Raw genomic sequence first — 14,902 nt, forward strand, 5'->3', positions numbered from 1 at the left:
TGGCAAAACCTAGGAAAGCAGTATGCAATTGAAACACTCAGTATTAACGCTGGCCGTCGTGGCCGCTTTGGCAACCACAGCCTGCACATCGCCGACACAAAGCCCGACCAGCAACGTGGGGCCCCGCACGCAGAGCGGTGCCGCCATGGGCGCGATTGCGGGCGGCCTTTTGGGCGCAACGCGCAAGGGCGACGGCAAACTTGGCAAGGCAGCGGTTGGTGCCGTGATCGGCGGCATTGTTGGTGGCGCGATCGGCCAACAGCTTGATAAGCAAGCTGGCGATCTGCGCCAGTCGATCAATAATGATCGGGTCAGTATTGTGAACACCGGTAACGAGCTGATCGTGACGCTGCCGCAGGATATTCTGTTTGCGACGGACAGCGCACAGGTCGGTCCTGTCCTGCAAGACGATCTGCGCGCGGTTGCTCAAAACCTGCGCCAATATCCGAACTCTGTGATCGAAGTTGTCGGCCATACCGACAATGTCGGCGATGCAGACTATAACCTAGCGCTGTCGCGCCGTCGTGCCGCGTCTGTTGCGTCGGTCCTTCTTCGCAATGGCGTTCCGACATCGCGCGTCGTGACCATCGGTTATGGCGAAGACCGCCCTGTGTCGTCGAACCTGAATGCATCGGGCCGTCAGCAAAACCGCCGGGTCGAAATCATCATTCGTCCGATCCGCAACTGATCACCCAAACATCAACGTCAAAAGCCGGGCCTGTGCCCGGCTTTTTTCATTGAGGCAGCGCGTTGGATGTGGTCATATTATATGACCAATTCGCGCGAGACTCAGAATGCCCTTTAAAAAAATAGCTGCTGGCAAGCTTTCTCAATCCGTTGTCGAACAGATCGAACTGCTGATGTTGCGCGGCATATTGCGGCCGGGCGAACGGCTGCCTTCGGAACGGGACTTGTCCGAACGTATGGGCGTGTCGCGCCCATCGTTACGCGATGCGATTGCTGATTTGGAAGACAAGGGTCTTTTATCACGGCGTGCGGGCGCTGGCATCTATATCAGTGACAGTTTGGACAGCTCGTTCCCACCAGCGCTGACCGACCTCTTTTCGCGCCATGACGAAGCGGTCTACGACTTCATCTCGTTTCGCCGCGACATGGAAGGGCTGGCGGCCGAACGTGCGGCCAAGCTGGCATCTGACACCGATCTAAAGGTGATCGGCGCGCTGTTTCAAAAGATGGAGAAGGCGCCCGAGGGCCAAGGCGCCGATCTGGACAGCGACTTTCACATGGCGATCATCGAGGCCAGCCATAACGTGTTGATGGTTCACATGATGCGCGCCATGTATGATTTACTGAAACAAGGCGTCTTCTACAGTCGGCAGGTGGTGATCCAAATCACCAACACACGCGTGGACCTGTTAGAGCAGCACAGAGCCATCAATGATGCGCTTCAGGCCCGCGACCCCATCGGGGCCCGCGCCGCCGTCGAGGCGCATATGGACTTCGTTACGCAAGCTTACACAGACCTGCGCCGCGCCGAACGGAACGAAGAAGTCGCGCGCCAACGCCTGACCCATGAAAACGAACGGGCGTGATTTCAGATCGTTTGATAGCCCCTCAGAACAAAAAAACCCGACCTGACAGGCCGGGTTTTCTGAAATTCTTTGTGCTGGCAGCTTAGTGCAGCTTGGCTTCCACCGATTTGATCGCGTCATCAATCAGACTGTTACCTTCAGCGGCGGTCATCTGCTTGGCGATCACTTCGCGCGCTGCCGCGACAGCAACCTGCGCCGCCGTGTCGCGCACTTCTTTCACCGCAGCCGATTGGGCTGAGACGATCTGATCCTCGGCCGCAGCCAAACGGCGTGCAATCGACGCTTGCAGATCCTCCTTGGCAGCGACAGCCGCGTTGGCTGCCTCTTCCTTGGCATGGGCCACAATACGTTCAGCTTGCTGGGCGACTTCCTTCTGCTTGCGTTCGTATGACGCCAGAATGGTCTGGGCCTCTTCACGCAGGGCACGGGCTTCGTCGAGTTCGGACTTGATGCCCTCTGCACGGTTGTCCAACTGGGTGCCGAGCATCTTGTGGACACCCATGTAACCCAGAAAGGTCACGAACAGCAGGAAGGCCAGCGTCACAACCATGTTGGTGTTGGACAAATCAGTCCAGCCCGCATCACCCGCCGCAAAAGCCGGTGCAGCGACCATCAGGGAAAGAGGGGTAAGAACGAGTTTTTTCATCTGTCTCACCCTTTCATCCGCGAGGTCACCGCAGCGGTGACAGTTTTGGCATCGGTCTTATAACCAAAGGACGCAAGGATTTCCTTGGCTGCATCCTTGGCGACAGTTTTCACACTGTCGACAGCGCCGGCGCGAATTTCTGCAATCGCAGCTTCGCTTTCTGCGGCTTTGGCGGCGATTTCAGCGTCCGCCTTGGCAGCAGCCACATCAACGTCAGCCTGAATATCTGCACGGGCTTCAGCGACAATCTTGTTCGCTTCCGCTCGGGCTTCTGCCAAGGCTTTGTTATAAGCTTCTTCGGCTTCAACAGCCTTTTGCTTCAAATCTTCGGCTGCCGTCAGATCGTTGGTGATCGTGCCGCGACGTTCGGACAACACAGCCTCGATACGAGGCAGTGCGACCTTGGTCAGCACGAAATAGATCACGACCAGCGTCACCACGAGCCAGAAAATCTGGTTCCCGAAGGTCGAGAAATCCAGCTGCGGCATACCAGCGGCTTCTGCGCCACCATGTGCACCGTCCGCGGTCTGTTGCGTATTACTTGCCATGTCTTATCTCCCGGAACCGGATTACATCGGGCGGCGGATCAAACCCCCCGCCCGCGCGTAAGGATGGTTCAGGTCTTAGACAGCAAACATCAGCAGAAGAGCGACCAGGAACGAGAAGATGCCCAGTGCTTCTGCAAATGCGATACCGATGAACAGGGTCGCTGTTTGTGCGGCAGCTGCCGACGGGTTGCGCAGGGCACCGGCCAGGAAGTTACCAGCAACGTGGCCCACACCGATAGCGGCGGCACCAGAACCGATAGCTGCCAGACCTGCACCGATGAATTGACCCATTTGAGCGATATTGCCTTCCATTGTGATTTCTCCTTACGTTGGAATGCTTGAAATAGTTGGATGAGCGGGCTGCAACCGACTTAGTGCGACGGATGCAGGGCGTCTTTCAGATACACGCAGGTCAGGATCGTAAACACGTAGGCCTGAATGAAGGCCACCAGAACCTCCAGCGCATAGACGGCCGAGATGGCCAGGATTGGCAGGAAGCTGAACATGCCCAAGGCAGCAGCAAAGCCGGCAAACACTTTGATCACCGCGTGGCCAGCCATAACGTTACCAGCCAAACGAATGGAGTGGCTGACGGGGCGCACGAAGTACGAGATCAATTCGATAAGGGCCAAGACAGGGCGCAGCGCCAGCGGTGCTGCCGAAACCCAGAACAGGCCAAGGAACCCCATACCGTTTTTCACAAAACCCAGCACGGTCACAAAGACAAACACGATCAGCGCCAGAACAGCGGTGACTGCGATGTGGCTGGTGGGTGTAAAGCTTGTTGGGATCAGACCAAGGAAGTTGGCGAACAGGATAAACATGAACAGGGTCATGATGCCGGGGAAGTATTTGACGGCGTCTTTGCCAGCCACATCTTCGACCATTTTGTATACGAAGCCATAAAGCATCTCGGCGACCGATTGACCACGTGTAGGCACAATGGCGCGACCGCGCGAACCCACAACAAGAAGCAGAACGATGCCGACAATCGCCAAAACCATCCAAAGTGTTTGGTTGGTCGGTGTGAAAGTGCCCAAGTGGTCACCACCAAACAGTGGCTTAATTTCGAACTGATCCATTGGGTGGATCGCCAGACCGGGATTCTCTGGTGCGAAAATCAGGCCCGAGATAAGGACCAGCGCCAGCACAGCAAAGAAAGCGATCTTGATGATTGGGCCAGCGCCCTGTTTTTCGCTTTGGTCAGCCACGTCCGTTTCCCTCTTCTTCTGCAGGGGGCTGCGCGTTTTGCGCGTCCTCCGCTTTCTTCTGCATTTGGGCCGCTGTCGAAAGCATGACTTTCATGCCCGCCGCGAAACCCAACATTATGAACAGCACCATGAAAATCGGTTTGGTGCCAAAAAGCGCATCCAGCCCGTATCCGATGCCAAAGCCGATCAACAGACCGACGGTAAGCTCTATGACCATCTGCCAGGCAAACGATGCCTGATTGTAGGCCGCGTCACTGGTGTCGTCTTCTTTGACCTCACCCTTCGCCTGTTTCAGGCGCATCTCGAGCTCTTCAAGACGCTCGGGATCGGGTTTCTTGGACAAGGAATTGCCTCCGATGACAGTTGAGCCTTTGCTAAGGCCAAGGCCGCAGTGAGTCAACGGCGTTTAGCGCCAACAGAGCGACCTTTAAGTGCCTGTTTTAATGTTCTTTTCTGCGGCATAGCGTTTCCACCATGGTATCAACAACAGCCTTGGGCCGCCTTTCGCCCCCAAACCGTTCATTTAACCATTTGGTTGACGATTGGGGCGCTCAGACCTAACCCATAGGCATGGATACCCGCCTTGACCTTGCCTTTGCTGCCCTGTCCGACCCGACACGACGCGCCATTTTAACCATGCTTCTGGAAGATGACATGGCGGTCACTGACGTGGCCGAACCGTTCGAGATGTCGCTGGCCGCAATCTCCAAGCATCTGACGATCCTGTCACGGGCCGGATTGATCAGTCAGGAAAAGCGCGGGCGGGTCAAATGGTGCAAGTTGGAGCCCAACGCCCTGCGCGACGCCTCTGTCTGGATGCAGGGATTTGGGCAGTTCGAGCCGGTGAACCTTGACGCGTTCGAAAGGTTCCTTGAAGCCGAGTTGCGCGATTAGATGATCGCAGTCAGTGCAGCGACAGGCCCGGATCGGTCTTGACCCATTCACCCGCAGCGGCTTTCAGATGTGCAAGGACCGCCTGCACCTTGGTCGAGCGGTGAAGATCAACATGAGTGACCAGCCACAGGTGCGAAATCCATTCAGGCTGAGGCGGCATAACCTCGATCAACTCCGGAAGCGACCCCTGCATCGCAAAGCCCAATCCGGCGCCAGCGATGAGGGCTTCTCGCATGGAAACATCATCAGAGACCTGAAACAGGATGTTTTCAGCGGGAACCGTCTGCGCCAGCCATTTCATGAACGGCGCGCGCGGATTCTTGTCACTGGATCCGATAAAGCGATGGTCTTCCAGCGTGTCCGCACTCGGCATTCCGTATCTTTCGACATAGCTTGGGGAAGCATAGAGCCCGAAAGTCACGTCTAGAAACGCTTGAACGACGTTGTCAGGTTCTTGCGGGGCATTGCCTGCGCGAATGGCGACATGCGCTTCACCGTACTCCAACTTTAAAATTCTGGGTCCGGTCAGAAGCTGGACGCGCACGCCGGGGTGCAATGCCTGAAAGTCGGTCAAGACCGGCGCAAGCCGCGCAGAAAACCCGGGCAGCGCGGTGACGACCAGATCGCCCGACACATCGTCGCCCTGCCCCTTCAGGCGTCCTTCGAGCTGCGAGAACTGATCTTCCGTCACCTGCGCAATCCGCGCCAGATCAGCTCCCGCTTCGGTAGGTGTATAGCCGCGCGCATGACGTTGAAACAGTTTCACACCAAGCCGGGCTTCCAGCGCATCAATGTGGCGAATAACGGTTGCATGATGAATGCCCAGCGTCTCCGCCGCGCCGCTGACCGTGCTTGCGCGGGCGACGTGATAAGCCGTTCGTATCTCGTCCCAATGGTTCATTCGGTCTTTCTGTGCGTTTTCCAACAGATACTGTTAATTTGCGCAGATTGCGTTTATTTTTGCAAGAACGCATATCTGGTGCAACGCAGAAATGGAGCACCAAATGACACATATCCTTCGCATCGACAGTTCAGCACGGACAGAGGGTTCAATCTCGCGCGGACTGGCAGACAAAGTGGTTGCCAAACACCCGGATGCCACCGTGATCAGCCGGGATTTGGCGGATGGCATTCCCCATCTGGACGCGGCATGGACCAAAGCGACATTCACTCCGGTGGACGCCCGGAGCGTTGATGACAACGCCGCACTGGCTTTGTCAGACGAGATTGTCGCCGAAGTTCAGGCGGCAGACCTTATTGTTATTTCAGCCGCAACTTACAACTTCTCGATCCCGTCGACGCTGAAAGCCTGGATTGATCAGCTTGCGCGCGCAGGTGTCACATTCCGGTATGGTGAGGACGGAACCCCCGAAGGCCTTCTGACTGGTAAGCGCGTCATCGTCGTGACAGCGTCAGGTGGCACACCCATCGGAGCGCCGCACGACTTTGTTTCACCATATCTGACATTCATCCTTAATTTTATGGGGATTTCGGATATTGAGTTCATCTCGGCCACGGGCGCCGATGGCATTGCATCTGCCGATGCGAGCATCGAAGAGCTGGCGGCTTGACGGGGTTTCGGGGTGTTGTAACAGCGCCCCGAACGCTCCTTGATCCTATCTGATCAAAATCGCCCGGAAGTCGTTCACATTGGTCCCCGTTGGTCCGGGTGCGAACAGATCGCCCAGCGCATCAAACGCGCCCCAAGCATCATTTTGCGACAGCAACGCCATCGGATCATAGCCCAGCGCGCGCAATCGGCTGGCAGACCTGCCGTCCGCAAACGCCCCGGCGTTATCCTCGGACCCGTCAATTCCGTCGGTATCAGCTGCCATGGCTGTAAAACCCTCAAAGCCGTCGCAAGTGATCGCCAAGGACAGCAGGAATTCCGTGTTTCGACCGCCGCGGCCAGAACCTTTCAGCGTCACCGTCGTCTCGCCACCAGACAGGATAACGCAAGGGGCACGGAAGGGGCGGTTCTGGGTCAGAACCTCGCGCGTGATAGCGCCGTGCATCCGGGCAACTTCACGCGCCTCGCCCTCAATCGCGTCAGACAGAATGACGGCGGGCACACCCAGTGCCTTGGCCCGGGCCGCCGCCGCTTCAATACTTAACCGGGCTGAAGCGATCACCTGCACCTGATTGCGCGCAAACACTGGGTCGTCCGGGGAAGGCGCGGGATGTGCGCGAATGTGGTCGATGATATGTGCTGGCAGGTCGATATTCCATGCCGTGATTGCGGCCAGCGCCTGCGCCTGATCCGCCTCGTCCGGGACCGTCGGTCCAGATGCGACCTGCGACGGCGCATCGCCGGGCACATCTGACACGATCAAGGTGACGAGCTTGGCAGGAAACGCAGCCTGCGCCAAACGCCCGCCCTTGATCCGCGAGACATGCTTGCGGATCGCATTCATTACCGAAATCGGCGCACCCGACGCCAAAAGGGCATCGTTCAATCGCTGCTCATCGGCAAGGGTCAGACCATCGGGTGGCGCTGGCAGCAAGGCCGAGCCGCCACCTGTCACCAACGCTATAACAAGGTCGTCTTCACCAAGCCCGCTAACCGCCTTGATCAAAGCGTCCGACGCAGTCAGCCCCGCCGCGTCCGGCACGGGATGTGCGGCTTCCAATACCCGTATGTGCTGGCAAGCAGCGCCATAGCCATAGCGCGTCACCACGACCCCCTCGACGGGGTCGCCCCACAACTTCTCGAACGCCGCCGCCAATTGCGCAGCCCCCTTGCCCGCGCCAACCACCACGGTCCGGCCCTTTGGTATTTCGGGAAGGTGCCCCTTCAGAACCGACTTGGCATCGGCTGCTGAAACGGCGGTATCAAACAGGTCGGTGAGGAAGGCTTGGTCAGAACGATTGATCATGGGCCGAGCATAAAGACCGCAGCGCATCAGGCAAGCAAACGGTTGCCTGTCAGCGTGATCGAAGATGATGTCCAGAGATGGTGCGGTCGGTGGGACTCGAACCCACACGAGTGTTACCTCACAGCGACCTCAACGCTGCGCGTCTACCAATTCCGCCACGACCGCAAGCCTAGGCTAGGTGACGCGCTTCATAGCGAAGGGGTTTGGGGAAGTGAAGTCAAAAAACGTCCGCCAGAAATAATTCGGGATGCTTTTTGACAAAGCGGAACAGCGGTGCCAAATGAAGCATATGAAAGCCCTGCCAGATATGCCCGCCGTCACGTGGGAGACCGCCGAGACACTGATCGACTACGAAGCCGCAGTTGCCCGGATGGAAGCCCATGTCGATGCAATGGCACGTGGTGAGGCGGGCGAGATGATATGGCTGCTGGAACACCCGCCCCTGTATACCGCCGGCACGTCTGCTGATCCGAAGGATCTGGTCGCGCCGGACAGGTTTCCTGTCCACACCTCCAAACGCGGGGGGCAGTATACCTATCACGGTCCCGGCCAGCGGGTGGCTTATGTGATGCTGGACGTAGGCAAACGCGGGCGTGACGTGCGCGCCTTTGTGGCAGCGCTGGAAGAATGGGTCATCCGCACCCTTGCCGAATTCAACGTCACCGGCGAACGACGTGATGGGCGCGTTGGCGTCTGGGTGGTGCGCGATGACAAACCCCTGACGGCCCTGGGCCAATCACCTGAAGACAAAATCGCCGCCATCGGCGTGCGTCTGCGCAAATGGGTCAGCTTCCACGGCATCTCGATCAACGTCGAACCAGAGTTGGAGCATTTCTCGGGCATCGTGCCCTGCGGGATTTCCGAACACGGGGTAACAAGCTTAGTTGATCTTGGATTACCTGTCACAATGGACGATGTGGACAATGCGCTGCGCCGGTGCTTTGATGAGGTCTTCGGCCCACTCGGCGAAATATAGCCTGCGTGGCCCAACATGGTCCCTGCGACAGCACGTCGTCTCAAAATCGGGTTGTATTTGCTGCAGGGTCCGCGCGACAATGACGCACAACGCGTGAACAGATCTAGCATGAGGACTAATATGAAGACGATTCTTTCTTCCGCCGCCATGATCCTTGCCCTTTCGGGCACAGCCTTCGCAGAAGGCGATGTCGCCAAAGGCGAAAAGGACTTCAAAAAATGTAAAGCCTGCCACGCTATCATTGATGCCGATGGCGAAGCCCTGTTCAAAGGTGGCAAAACCGGCCCGAACCTCCACGGCATTCTCGGCCGCACCGCCGGCACGGTTGAAGGCTTCAAATATGGCGATTCGATCATTGCCGCAGGTGAAGCTGGTCTGGTTTGGACTGAAGAGCTGCTGATGGAATACATCAAAGATCCCAAAGCGTTCCTGAAAGAGCAGACTGGCGACGATAAAGCCAAGTCGAAGATGACCTTCAAATGGGGCAAGCCCGAAGATCTGGTGGCGTTCCTTGCGACCTTCTCGCCCGAGATGCCCGCCGAAGGCGAAGCTGCCGAAGGTGAGGCCGCTGAAGGTGAAGCAGCCGAGGGCGAAGCCGCTGAAGGCGATTCGGCCACAACCAACTAAACAGATGCGGCCAGATGGCCGGTTTCGCTGACCAACATCGCGCCCCGCCCGGTAAAACCCGGTGCGGGGCGCATTTTTTTGCCCTTTGCGACGATTGCGACGTTGCCCGACCCCGCCCCGCATATTACACACGTTAAAAAGCCGGGTGGAGTGACTCTCCGCTCTGGTCACGTTAACCCCAAAGGGAGGGAAGCATGGCGGACGCAGCCATTCACGACCATGACCACCACGACGAACGCGGGTTTTTTACCCGGTGGTTTATGTCGACCAACCACAAAGATATCGGGATTCTGTATTTGTTCCTGGCCGGTTTGACCGGTTTTATCTCGGTTTCTTTCACCGTTTATATGCGGCTCGAGCTTATGGACCCCGGCGTTCAGTACATGTGCCTTGAAGGCGCGCGCTTCATCGCCGATGCGTCAGCAGAATGTACGCCGAACGGGCATCTGTGGAACGTGATGATCACCTATCATGGCGTCCTGATGATGTTCTTCGTGGTCATCCCCGCCCTGTTTGGTGGATTTGGCAACTATTTCATGCCGTTGCAAATTGGTGCGCCGGACATGTCTTTCCCACGGATGAACAACCTGTCGTTCTGGCTCTATGCAACGGGTGTGGCACTTGGCGTGGCTTCGTTGTTTGCGCCGGGTGGCAATGACCAGCTTGGGTCGGGCGTTGGCTGGGTTCTGTATCCTCCGCTGTCCACGACCGAAGGCGGCTATTCGATGGACCTCGCGATCTTCGCGGTGCACGTATCTGGTGCCTCGTCGATCCTTGGGGCGATCAACATCATCACCACCTTCCTGAACATGCGTGCGCCCGGCATGACCCTGTTCAAGGTGCCGCTGTTTGCGTGGTCGATCTTTGTGACCGCGTGGCTGATCCTGCTGTCGCTGCCGGTTCTGGCAGGCGCCATCACCATGCTGCTGATCGACCGTAACTTTGGCGGGACATTCTTTGATCCGTCCGGCGGCGGCGACCCGATCCTGTATCAGCACATCCTGTGGTTCTTCGGACACCCGGAAGTGTATATCGTGATCCTGCCCGGCTTCGGCCTGATCAGCCACGTGATTGGCACCTTCGCACGCAAACCGATCTTCGGCTATGTGCCGATGGTTTGGGCGCTGATCGCCATCGGCGTGATCGGCTTCGTTGTGTGGGCACACCACATGTATACGGTTGGTATGTCGCTGACCCAGCAATCCTATTTCATGCTGGCAACCATGGTTATTGCGGTGCCGACGGGGATCAAGATCTTCTCGTGGATTGCGACGCTTTGGGGCGGCTCGATCGAGTTCAAGACACCTATGCTGTTTGCGATGGGCTTCCTGTTCCTGTTCACCGTTGGTGGTGTAACCGGCGTGGTTCTGTCGCAGGCTGGCGTGGATCGTTTGTATCATGACACCTATTATGTTGTGGCGCACTTCCATTATGTCATGTCGATTGGGGCCGTGATGTGTATCTTTGCGGGCGTCTATTACTGGATCGGCAAAATGTCCGGTCGCCAGTATCCCGAGCTTGCAGGCAAGATCCACTTCTGGACTTTCTTCGTCGGCGTGAACCTAACCTTCTTCCCGCAACACTTCCTGGGCCGCCAAGGCATGCCGCGTCGTTACATCGACTATCCGGAAGCGTTCGCATACTGGAACAAGATCAGCTCATACGGTGCGTTCCTGTCTTTCGCATCATTCGTGTTCTTCATCGGCATCGTGTTCTACACGCTGTTCAAGGGCAAACGTGTGACCGAGAATAACTATTGGAACGAATATGCGGACACGCTGGAATGGACCCTGCCCAGCCCACCGCCAGAGCACACCTTTGAAATCCTGCCCAAGCAGGAAGAATGGGACAAAGGTCATTCGCACTAAGCGGACCTGATAAACAAAGAAGGCCCGGACAATTGTCCGGGCCTTTTGCATTCGGGGACGCCAGCTGCAATCATATTGTCACTGAGCTGGCAATTCCAGCTGGAACCGCGCTTTGCCCCATCCGTCAACGCTGGTGCGGGCCCTGATCCAGATTGCTTCGGTCCCATTTGGTAGCGAGACGCCGGGCAGGCTGCGGATGAAGGGCTGTTCATTGGCGTGCGGGTGCTGCAATACGCGCGTTCCCAGCGTATCGCCAGCGTCGTTTTCAACCCGCCAGCCATCTGCGTAATCGTCCCAACCCGTTTCTTCGTGCGCAAGCGTGACTGAAATGCTCCATCCCGCGCCCGACGGTGTCGCGGTCGCACCCACAATCTCGGCCTCATGGGCAAAGGCTGGTGAGGTGGCGCAAAGCAGGCCAAGCCAGAGGTATCGCATCAGTCGCTCCATTATTCGGTTTTGGTCATTGTGCAGCGCGCGCATCCCTTTCGCCAATCACGTCTCAGCGAGTGCAGGTCGATGCAAGCCCCATGGTACGTGGCGCGCCACTTTCTGCTTGCCTCCCACTGTCGCTGCGGTTTTTCTAAGGCCTCCTGCTAACGATGGAACCGCGCACCAATGCCTTACGAATGGATGCCTAATGATGGCTCAGACGCACCGAAAGCAGAGCTGCACCTCTGGCCTTTCCGCTCTCTACCCCGGCGCGGTTTCGTTTGGGTCATGGGGCTGGGCTTCACGCTGATGCTTATCCCGTTGCTGGCCCTGCTGGGGACGGCCACCCTGTGGTGGCTTCTTCCCTTCGCGCTGGGGGCGATGGGCGCGTTGTGGTTTTTCATCGAGAAAAGCTACAAGGACGGTGAAATCCTTGAGGAACTTGTGATCTGGTCCGACCGGATGACCCTGACCCGCCACGGCCCGCGTGGCGGCGAACAGCGTTGGGACGCCGACCCCTATTGGGTCACGGTCGAAATGCACAAGAAATGCGGCCCTGTGCCCAACTATGTTACGCTGAGGGGCAACGGCCGCGAGGTCGAAATCGGCGCGTTCCTGTCGGAAGCTGAGCGACCGAAATTGTATGAGGAATTGCGCGAGGCGCTTCTGCGGGTGAAGTCAATTGATTGAACGGCGGACGGTATCGTTCGCTATGGTCAGAGTGGCTTCTCATAATACTTTATCAAATGATCAAGATACGGCGTGTCCTGATGGTAAGGCGCGCATTCCTTGAAGCCCAACTTTTCGTAAAGGCCTGATGCCTCGACAAGGGCGCGCCCGGTATCAAGACGAATGGTGGTATGGCCGTCTTTCCGAGCCTGCTCCATAAGCGCCAAGGTCAACGCTTTGCCCGCCCCAAGCCCACGTGCATCTTCAGTGACAAAAACACGCTGGATTTCGGCAACCTCTTCACCCAGTGCGCGCATCATTCCGCACCCAACGGGCTTTCCTTCATGACTGGCGATAAGCAGGTCGCCGTTCGGTCGCGCATGAATCGTGGCGAAGTTTTCGACCAGATCGTCAATCTTGTCGGGGTCGTATTTCTGTCTAATATTTTCCCGCTCTTGCGGAGATCTATCGAACAGAAATTCGATATATCCAAGAAACAAAGACCCAACTATGGGCGTATCTTTTGGGAAAACTGCTCGTTCAATTATCAGCATGGCATAACGGCTTCGTCTGGGGCTATGCGCCTACCATACCCGCATTGCCTGTTTGTGTCCTGTCTGAACAGCGAAGATGTGAACGGGCCTGCCAGTGCTGAACCCTAAAGCCCAGACCATGCGAAGCCAAGTGTGTCGCAGCCTGCGACGATGTAACATGCTGTATGGGTGGGAGGAGAGGCCCGCAGGCCTTACCCCAATTTCCCCTTCACCATCGGGCCAACCTTACCGAAATCCATTCGCCCGGTGAACTTGGCCTTTAGCGCGCCCATGACCTTGCCCATATCGCGGATGCTTTCGGCACCAACATCGCTGATCGCCGCGGCGACGGCGGCATCGGTTTCTTCATCAGACAATTGCTTGGGCAGGAAATCTTCGATCACCGTAATCTCGGACAACTCCTTTTCGGCCAGTTCCAACCGCCCACCTTCTTCATAAGCGCGCGCGCTTTCCTGACGTTGCTTCACCATCTTGCCGAGGATCGCCAGGACATCGGCGTCTGTCACCTCGACCTCTTCGCCCGTGCCGCGCATGGCGATGTCGCGGTCCTTGATGGCGGCGCTGATCAAGCGAAGCGTCGACAGGCGCGTCGCATCCTTGTTTTTCATGGCCGTTTTCAGGGCATCATTCACCCGGCTGCGCATGTCCATGGATCCATCCATTTGCTGTGACCTTTACGAAGCTCGCAACTTATCGAAAAGCGGTGTTGCATTCAACCGGGGGGCAGCAGCCTTAACATATTGAAAAGTAACGATATGTAAAAATGGGCAAACGGCGTGTTGCCGCTTGAGCCACCTCTTGACCCCAAGGGCCAGCGCCACTAGTTTCACGACGATTTGTCGATCGGGAGTCGCCACATGTCCGCTGCCACCGCCCAAGCCTCAGAAGCTGCAAAACCCACCGCCTGTCTGGCTCTTGCCGACGGGACCATATTCTATGGTCACGGGTTTGGCACGACTGGCACGACCACCGCCGAGTTGTGTTTCAACACCGCCATGACGGGGTATCAAGAAATCATGACCGACCCGTCTTACGCAGGTCAGGTCGTCACGTTCACTTTTCCACACATCGGCAATGTCGGTGTGAACCCGGAAGATGACGAAACCGGTGATCCGGTCGCCGCCGGTATGGTGGTGAAATGGGACCCGACCGAGCCATCAAACTGGCGTGCGACCGAAAACCTGGTCGATTGGCTGGCCAAGCGCGGTCGGATCGGGATCGGAGGCATTGATACCCGCCGCCTGACCCGCGCGATCCGCCAACAAGGTGCGCCGCATGTTGCCATCGCCCATGATCCCGAAGGAAACTTCGACATCGAAGCGTTGATCGCCGCAGCCCGCGCCTTTTGCGGGCTTGAGGGGCTGGATCTGGCGAAGGAGGTCACCTGCGCCCAAAGCTACAAATGGGACGAAATGCGGTGGGCATGGCCTGATGGCTATCCCAAGCAGGAAAACCCGCGTCACAAAGTGGTAGCGCTCGATTTCGGGGCGAAACGCAACATCCTGCGCTGCCTTGCATCGGCTGGCTGCGACGTTACCGTTCTGCCCGCAACCGCCACTGCGGACGAGGTGCTGGCGCACAACCCGGATGGAGTTTTTCTGTCCAATGGCCCCGGCGATCCGGCGGCCACTGGCGCATATGCCGTGCCAATGATCAAGACGATCCTTGATACAACCGACCTGCCGGTTTTTGGAATTTGCCTTGGCCACCAGATGCTTGCGCTGGCCCTTGGCGCGCGCACGATCAAGATGAACCACGGCCATCACGGCGCAAACCATCCGGTTAAAGACTATGATACCGGCAAGGTTGAAATCACGTCGATGAACCATGGCTTCGCGGTGGATGCGGACAGCCTGCCCAAAGGCGTGGTTGAAACCCACGTGTCCCTGTTCGACGGCTCGAACTGCGGGTTGCGCATGGAAAACCGTCCGGTCTTTTCGGTTCAATATCACCCCGAAGCCAGCCCGGGTCCGATGGACAGCTATTATCTGTTTGAACGGTTCGCCGAGGCGATGGACGGGCGCGGCTAACACCGTCTCAAATCTGCACAA

19 protein-coding genes and 1 tRNA gene are annotated in these 14,902 nt (G+C 57.4%); 9 read left to right on the forward strand and 11 right to left on the reverse strand.

From position 1 onward, the window contains the following. The first annotated feature begins 22 nt into the window (after positions 1-22). Both MUY35_RS15525 and MUY35_RS15530 read left to right on the forward strand, forming a co-directional pair. Positions 23-688: an OmpA family protein gene (locus tag MUY35_RS15525; RefSeq protein ID WP_248370092.1), complete on the forward strand. Its 666-nt coding sequence runs from the start codon at positions 23-25 to the stop codon at positions 686-688. A 106-nt stretch (positions 689-794) separates the two neighbouring features. Beyond that, a complete protein-coding gene (locus MUY35_RS15530) occupies positions 795-1,553 on the forward strand; it encodes a FadR/GntR family transcriptional regulator (RefSeq protein ID WP_248370093.1) in 759 nt (252 codons plus the stop codon). An 82-nt stretch (positions 1,554-1,635) separates the two neighbouring features. On the opposite strand, the gene MUY35_RS15535 is transcribed toward MUY35_RS15530, so the two are convergent. From MUY35_RS15535 to MUY35_RS15555, 5 genes are all read right to left on the reverse strand, one after another. Next, entirely contained in the window at positions 1,636-2,208 is a 573-nt protein-coding gene (locus tag MUY35_RS15535; RefSeq protein ID WP_248370094.1) for a F0F1 ATP synthase subunit B, read from the reverse strand. Then, entirely contained in the window at positions 2,205-2,747 is a 543-nt protein-coding gene (locus MUY35_RS15540; RefSeq protein ID WP_248370095.1) for a F0F1 ATP synthase subunit B', read from the reverse strand. The genes MUY35_RS15535 and MUY35_RS15540 overlap by 4 nt, the downstream gene beginning before the upstream one ends. A 75-nt stretch (positions 2,748-2,822) precedes the next feature. Beyond that, a complete protein-coding gene (locus tag MUY35_RS15545) occupies positions 2,823-3,059 on the reverse strand; it encodes a F0F1 ATP synthase subunit C (protein WP_055188564.1) in 237 nt (78 codons plus the stop codon). 59 nt (positions 3,060-3,118) lie between these two features. Beyond that, positions 3,119-3,922, reverse strand: coding sequence for a F0F1 ATP synthase subunit A (locus tag MUY35_RS15550; protein WP_248370139.1), 804 nt, complete (start codon positions 3,920-3,922; stop codon positions 3,119-3,121). A 28-nt stretch (positions 3,923-3,950) separates the two neighbouring features. Beyond that, on the reverse strand, positions 3,951-4,301 hold the full coding sequence (locus MUY35_RS15555; RefSeq protein WP_248370096.1) for an AtpZ/AtpI family protein: 351 nt from the start codon (positions 4,299-4,301) through the stop codon (positions 3,951-3,953). Between the two features lie 227 nt (positions 4,302-4,528). Between MUY35_RS15555 and MUY35_RS15560 the strand changes: the two genes are divergently transcribed. Next, positions 4,529-4,852: a metalloregulator ArsR/SmtB family transcription factor gene (locus tag MUY35_RS15560; RefSeq protein WP_248370097.1), complete on the forward strand. Its 324-nt coding sequence runs from the start codon at positions 4,529-4,531 to the stop codon at positions 4,850-4,852. 10 nt (positions 4,853-4,862) lie between these two features. Here the strand turns inward: MUY35_RS15560 and MUY35_RS15565 are convergent, their stop codons facing one another. Continuing rightward, positions 4,863-5,753 (reverse strand): LysR family transcriptional regulator, encoded by an 891-nt coding sequence (locus MUY35_RS15565; protein ID WP_248370098.1) that lies wholly within the window; start codon positions 5,751-5,753, stop codon positions 4,863-4,865. Between the two features lie 103 nt (positions 5,754-5,856). Between MUY35_RS15565 and MUY35_RS15570 the strand changes: the two genes are divergently transcribed. Next, on the forward strand, positions 5,857-6,423 hold the full coding sequence (locus tag MUY35_RS15570) for an NAD(P)H-dependent oxidoreductase (RefSeq protein ID WP_248370099.1): 567 nt from the start codon (positions 5,857-5,859) through the stop codon (positions 6,421-6,423). A 45-nt stretch (positions 6,424-6,468) separates the two neighbouring features. On the opposite strand, the gene MUY35_RS15575 is transcribed toward MUY35_RS15570, so the two are convergent. Both MUY35_RS15575 and MUY35_RS15580 read right to left on the reverse strand, forming a co-directional pair. After that, positions 6,469-7,728, reverse strand: a complete 1,260-nt coding sequence (locus MUY35_RS15575; protein ID WP_248370100.1) for a glycerate kinase — start codon at positions 7,726-7,728, stop codon at positions 6,469-6,471. A 78-nt stretch (positions 7,729-7,806) separates the two neighbouring features. Further along, a tRNA-Leu gene (locus tag MUY35_RS15580) sits at positions 7,807-7,893 on the reverse strand. A 124-nt stretch (positions 7,894-8,017) separates the two neighbouring features. Between MUY35_RS15580 and lipB the strand changes: the two genes are divergently transcribed. From lipB to MUY35_RS15595, 3 genes are all read left to right on the forward strand, one after another. Beyond that, the gene (gene lipB / locus MUY35_RS15585) at positions 8,018-8,704 is read left to right on the forward strand and encodes a lipoyl(octanoyl) transferase LipB (RefSeq protein ID WP_248370140.1); all 687 of its coding nucleotides are present in this window, start codon (positions 8,018-8,020) and stop codon (positions 8,702-8,704) included. A gap of 120 nt (positions 8,705-8,824) precedes the next feature. Beyond that, a complete protein-coding gene (locus MUY35_RS15590; RefSeq protein WP_248370101.1) occupies positions 8,825-9,331 on the forward strand; it encodes a cytochrome C in 507 nt (168 codons plus the stop codon). A gap of 194 nt (positions 9,332-9,525) precedes the next feature. Next, positions 9,526-11,199, forward strand: a complete 1,674-nt coding sequence (locus MUY35_RS15595) for a cytochrome c oxidase subunit 1 (RefSeq protein ID WP_248370102.1) — start codon at positions 9,526-9,528, stop codon at positions 11,197-11,199. 78 nt (positions 11,200-11,277) lie between these two features. Here MUY35_RS15595 and MUY35_RS15600 read toward each other — a convergent pair whose 3' ends face one another. After that, positions 11,278-11,634, reverse strand: coding sequence for a hypothetical protein (locus tag MUY35_RS15600; RefSeq protein WP_248370103.1), 357 nt, complete (start codon positions 11,632-11,634; stop codon positions 11,278-11,280). 180 nt (positions 11,635-11,814) lie between these two features. Between MUY35_RS15600 and MUY35_RS15605 the strand changes: the two genes are divergently transcribed. Beyond that, positions 11,815-12,318: a DUF2244 domain-containing protein gene (locus tag MUY35_RS15605; RefSeq protein ID WP_248370104.1), complete on the forward strand. Its 504-nt coding sequence runs from the start codon at positions 11,815-11,817 to the stop codon at positions 12,316-12,318. Positions 12,319-12,344: 26 nt separating this feature from the next. On the opposite strand, the gene MUY35_RS15610 is transcribed toward MUY35_RS15605, so the two are convergent. Continuing rightward, positions 12,345-12,851, reverse strand: a complete 507-nt coding sequence (locus MUY35_RS15610; RefSeq protein WP_248370105.1) for a GNAT family N-acetyltransferase — start codon at positions 12,849-12,851, stop codon at positions 12,345-12,347. A 191-nt stretch (positions 12,852-13,042) separates the two neighbouring features. Further along, on the reverse strand, positions 13,043-13,501 hold the full coding sequence (locus tag MUY35_RS15615) for a GatB/YqeY domain-containing protein (protein ID WP_248370106.1): 459 nt from the start codon (positions 13,499-13,501) through the stop codon (positions 13,043-13,045). Between the two features lie 207 nt (positions 13,502-13,708). Between MUY35_RS15615 and carA the strand changes: the two genes are divergently transcribed. Beyond that, entirely contained in the window at positions 13,709-14,881 is a 1,173-nt protein-coding gene (gene carA / locus MUY35_RS15620) for a glutamine-hydrolyzing carbamoyl-phosphate synthase small subunit (RefSeq protein WP_248370107.1), read from the forward strand. The last annotated feature ends 21 nt before the right edge of the window (positions 14,882-14,902 follow it).

Origin of the sequence: Aliiroseovarius sp. S1339 (genome assembly GCF_023195695.1) — a bacterium.
Lineage (GTDB): Bacteria > Pseudomonadota > Alphaproteobacteria > Rhodobacterales > Rhodobacteraceae > Aliiroseovarius.

Bases quoted from the DNA above. Each gene is read 5' to 3' on its own strand.
- MUY35_RS15525 (WP_248370092.1), top strand. From the start codon at position 23: ATGCAATTGAAACACTCAGTATTAACGCTGGCCGTCGTGGCCGCTTTG.
- MUY35_RS15530 (WP_248370093.1), top strand. From the start codon at position 795: ATGCCCTTTAAAAAAATAGCTGCTGGCAAGCTTTCTCAATCCGTTGTC.
- MUY35_RS15540 (WP_248370095.1), bottom strand. From the start codon at position 2,747: ATGGCAAGTAATACGCAACAGACCGCGGACGGTGCACATGGTGGCGCA.
- MUY35_RS15545 (WP_055188564.1), bottom strand. From the start codon at position 3,059: ATGGAAGGCAATATCGCTCAAATGGGTCAATTCATCGGTGCAGGTCTG.
- MUY35_RS15560 (WP_248370097.1), top strand. From the start codon at position 4,529: ATGGATACCCGCCTTGACCTTGCCTTTGCTGCCCTGTCCGACCCGACA.
- MUY35_RS15565 (WP_248370098.1), bottom strand. From the start codon at position 5,753: ATGAACCATTGGGACGAGATACGAACGGCTTATCACGTCGCCCGCGCA.
- MUY35_RS15570 (WP_248370099.1), top strand. From the start codon at position 5,857: ATGACACATATCCTTCGCATCGACAGTTCAGCACGGACAGAGGGTTCA.
- MUY35_RS15575 (WP_248370100.1), bottom strand. From the start codon at position 7,728: ATGATCAATCGTTCTGACCAAGCCTTCCTCACCGACCTGTTTGATACC.
- lipB (WP_248370140.1), top strand. From the start codon at position 8,018: ATGAAAGCCCTGCCAGATATGCCCGCCGTCACGTGGGAGACCGCCGAG.
- MUY35_RS15590 (WP_248370101.1), top strand. From the start codon at position 8,825: ATGAAGACGATTCTTTCTTCCGCCGCCATGATCCTTGCCCTTTCGGGC.
- MUY35_RS15595 (WP_248370102.1), top strand. From the start codon at position 9,526: ATGGCGGACGCAGCCATTCACGACCATGACCACCACGACGAACGCGGG.
- MUY35_RS15600 (WP_248370103.1), bottom strand. From the start codon at position 11,634: ATGCGATACCTCTGGCTTGGCCTGCTTTGCGCCACCTCACCAGCCTTT.
- MUY35_RS15605 (WP_248370104.1), top strand. From the start codon at position 11,815: ATGCCTTACGAATGGATGCCTAATGATGGCTCAGACGCACCGAAAGCA.
- MUY35_RS15610 (WP_248370105.1), bottom strand. From the start codon at position 12,851: ATGCTGATAATTGAACGAGCAGTTTTCCCAAAAGATACGCCCATAGTT.
- MUY35_RS15615 (WP_248370106.1), bottom strand. From the start codon at position 13,501: ATGGACATGCGCAGCCGGGTGAATGATGCCCTGAAAACGGCCATGAAA.
- carA (WP_248370107.1), top strand. From the start codon at position 13,709: ATGTCCGCTGCCACCGCCCAAGCCTCAGAAGCTGCAAAACCCACCGCC.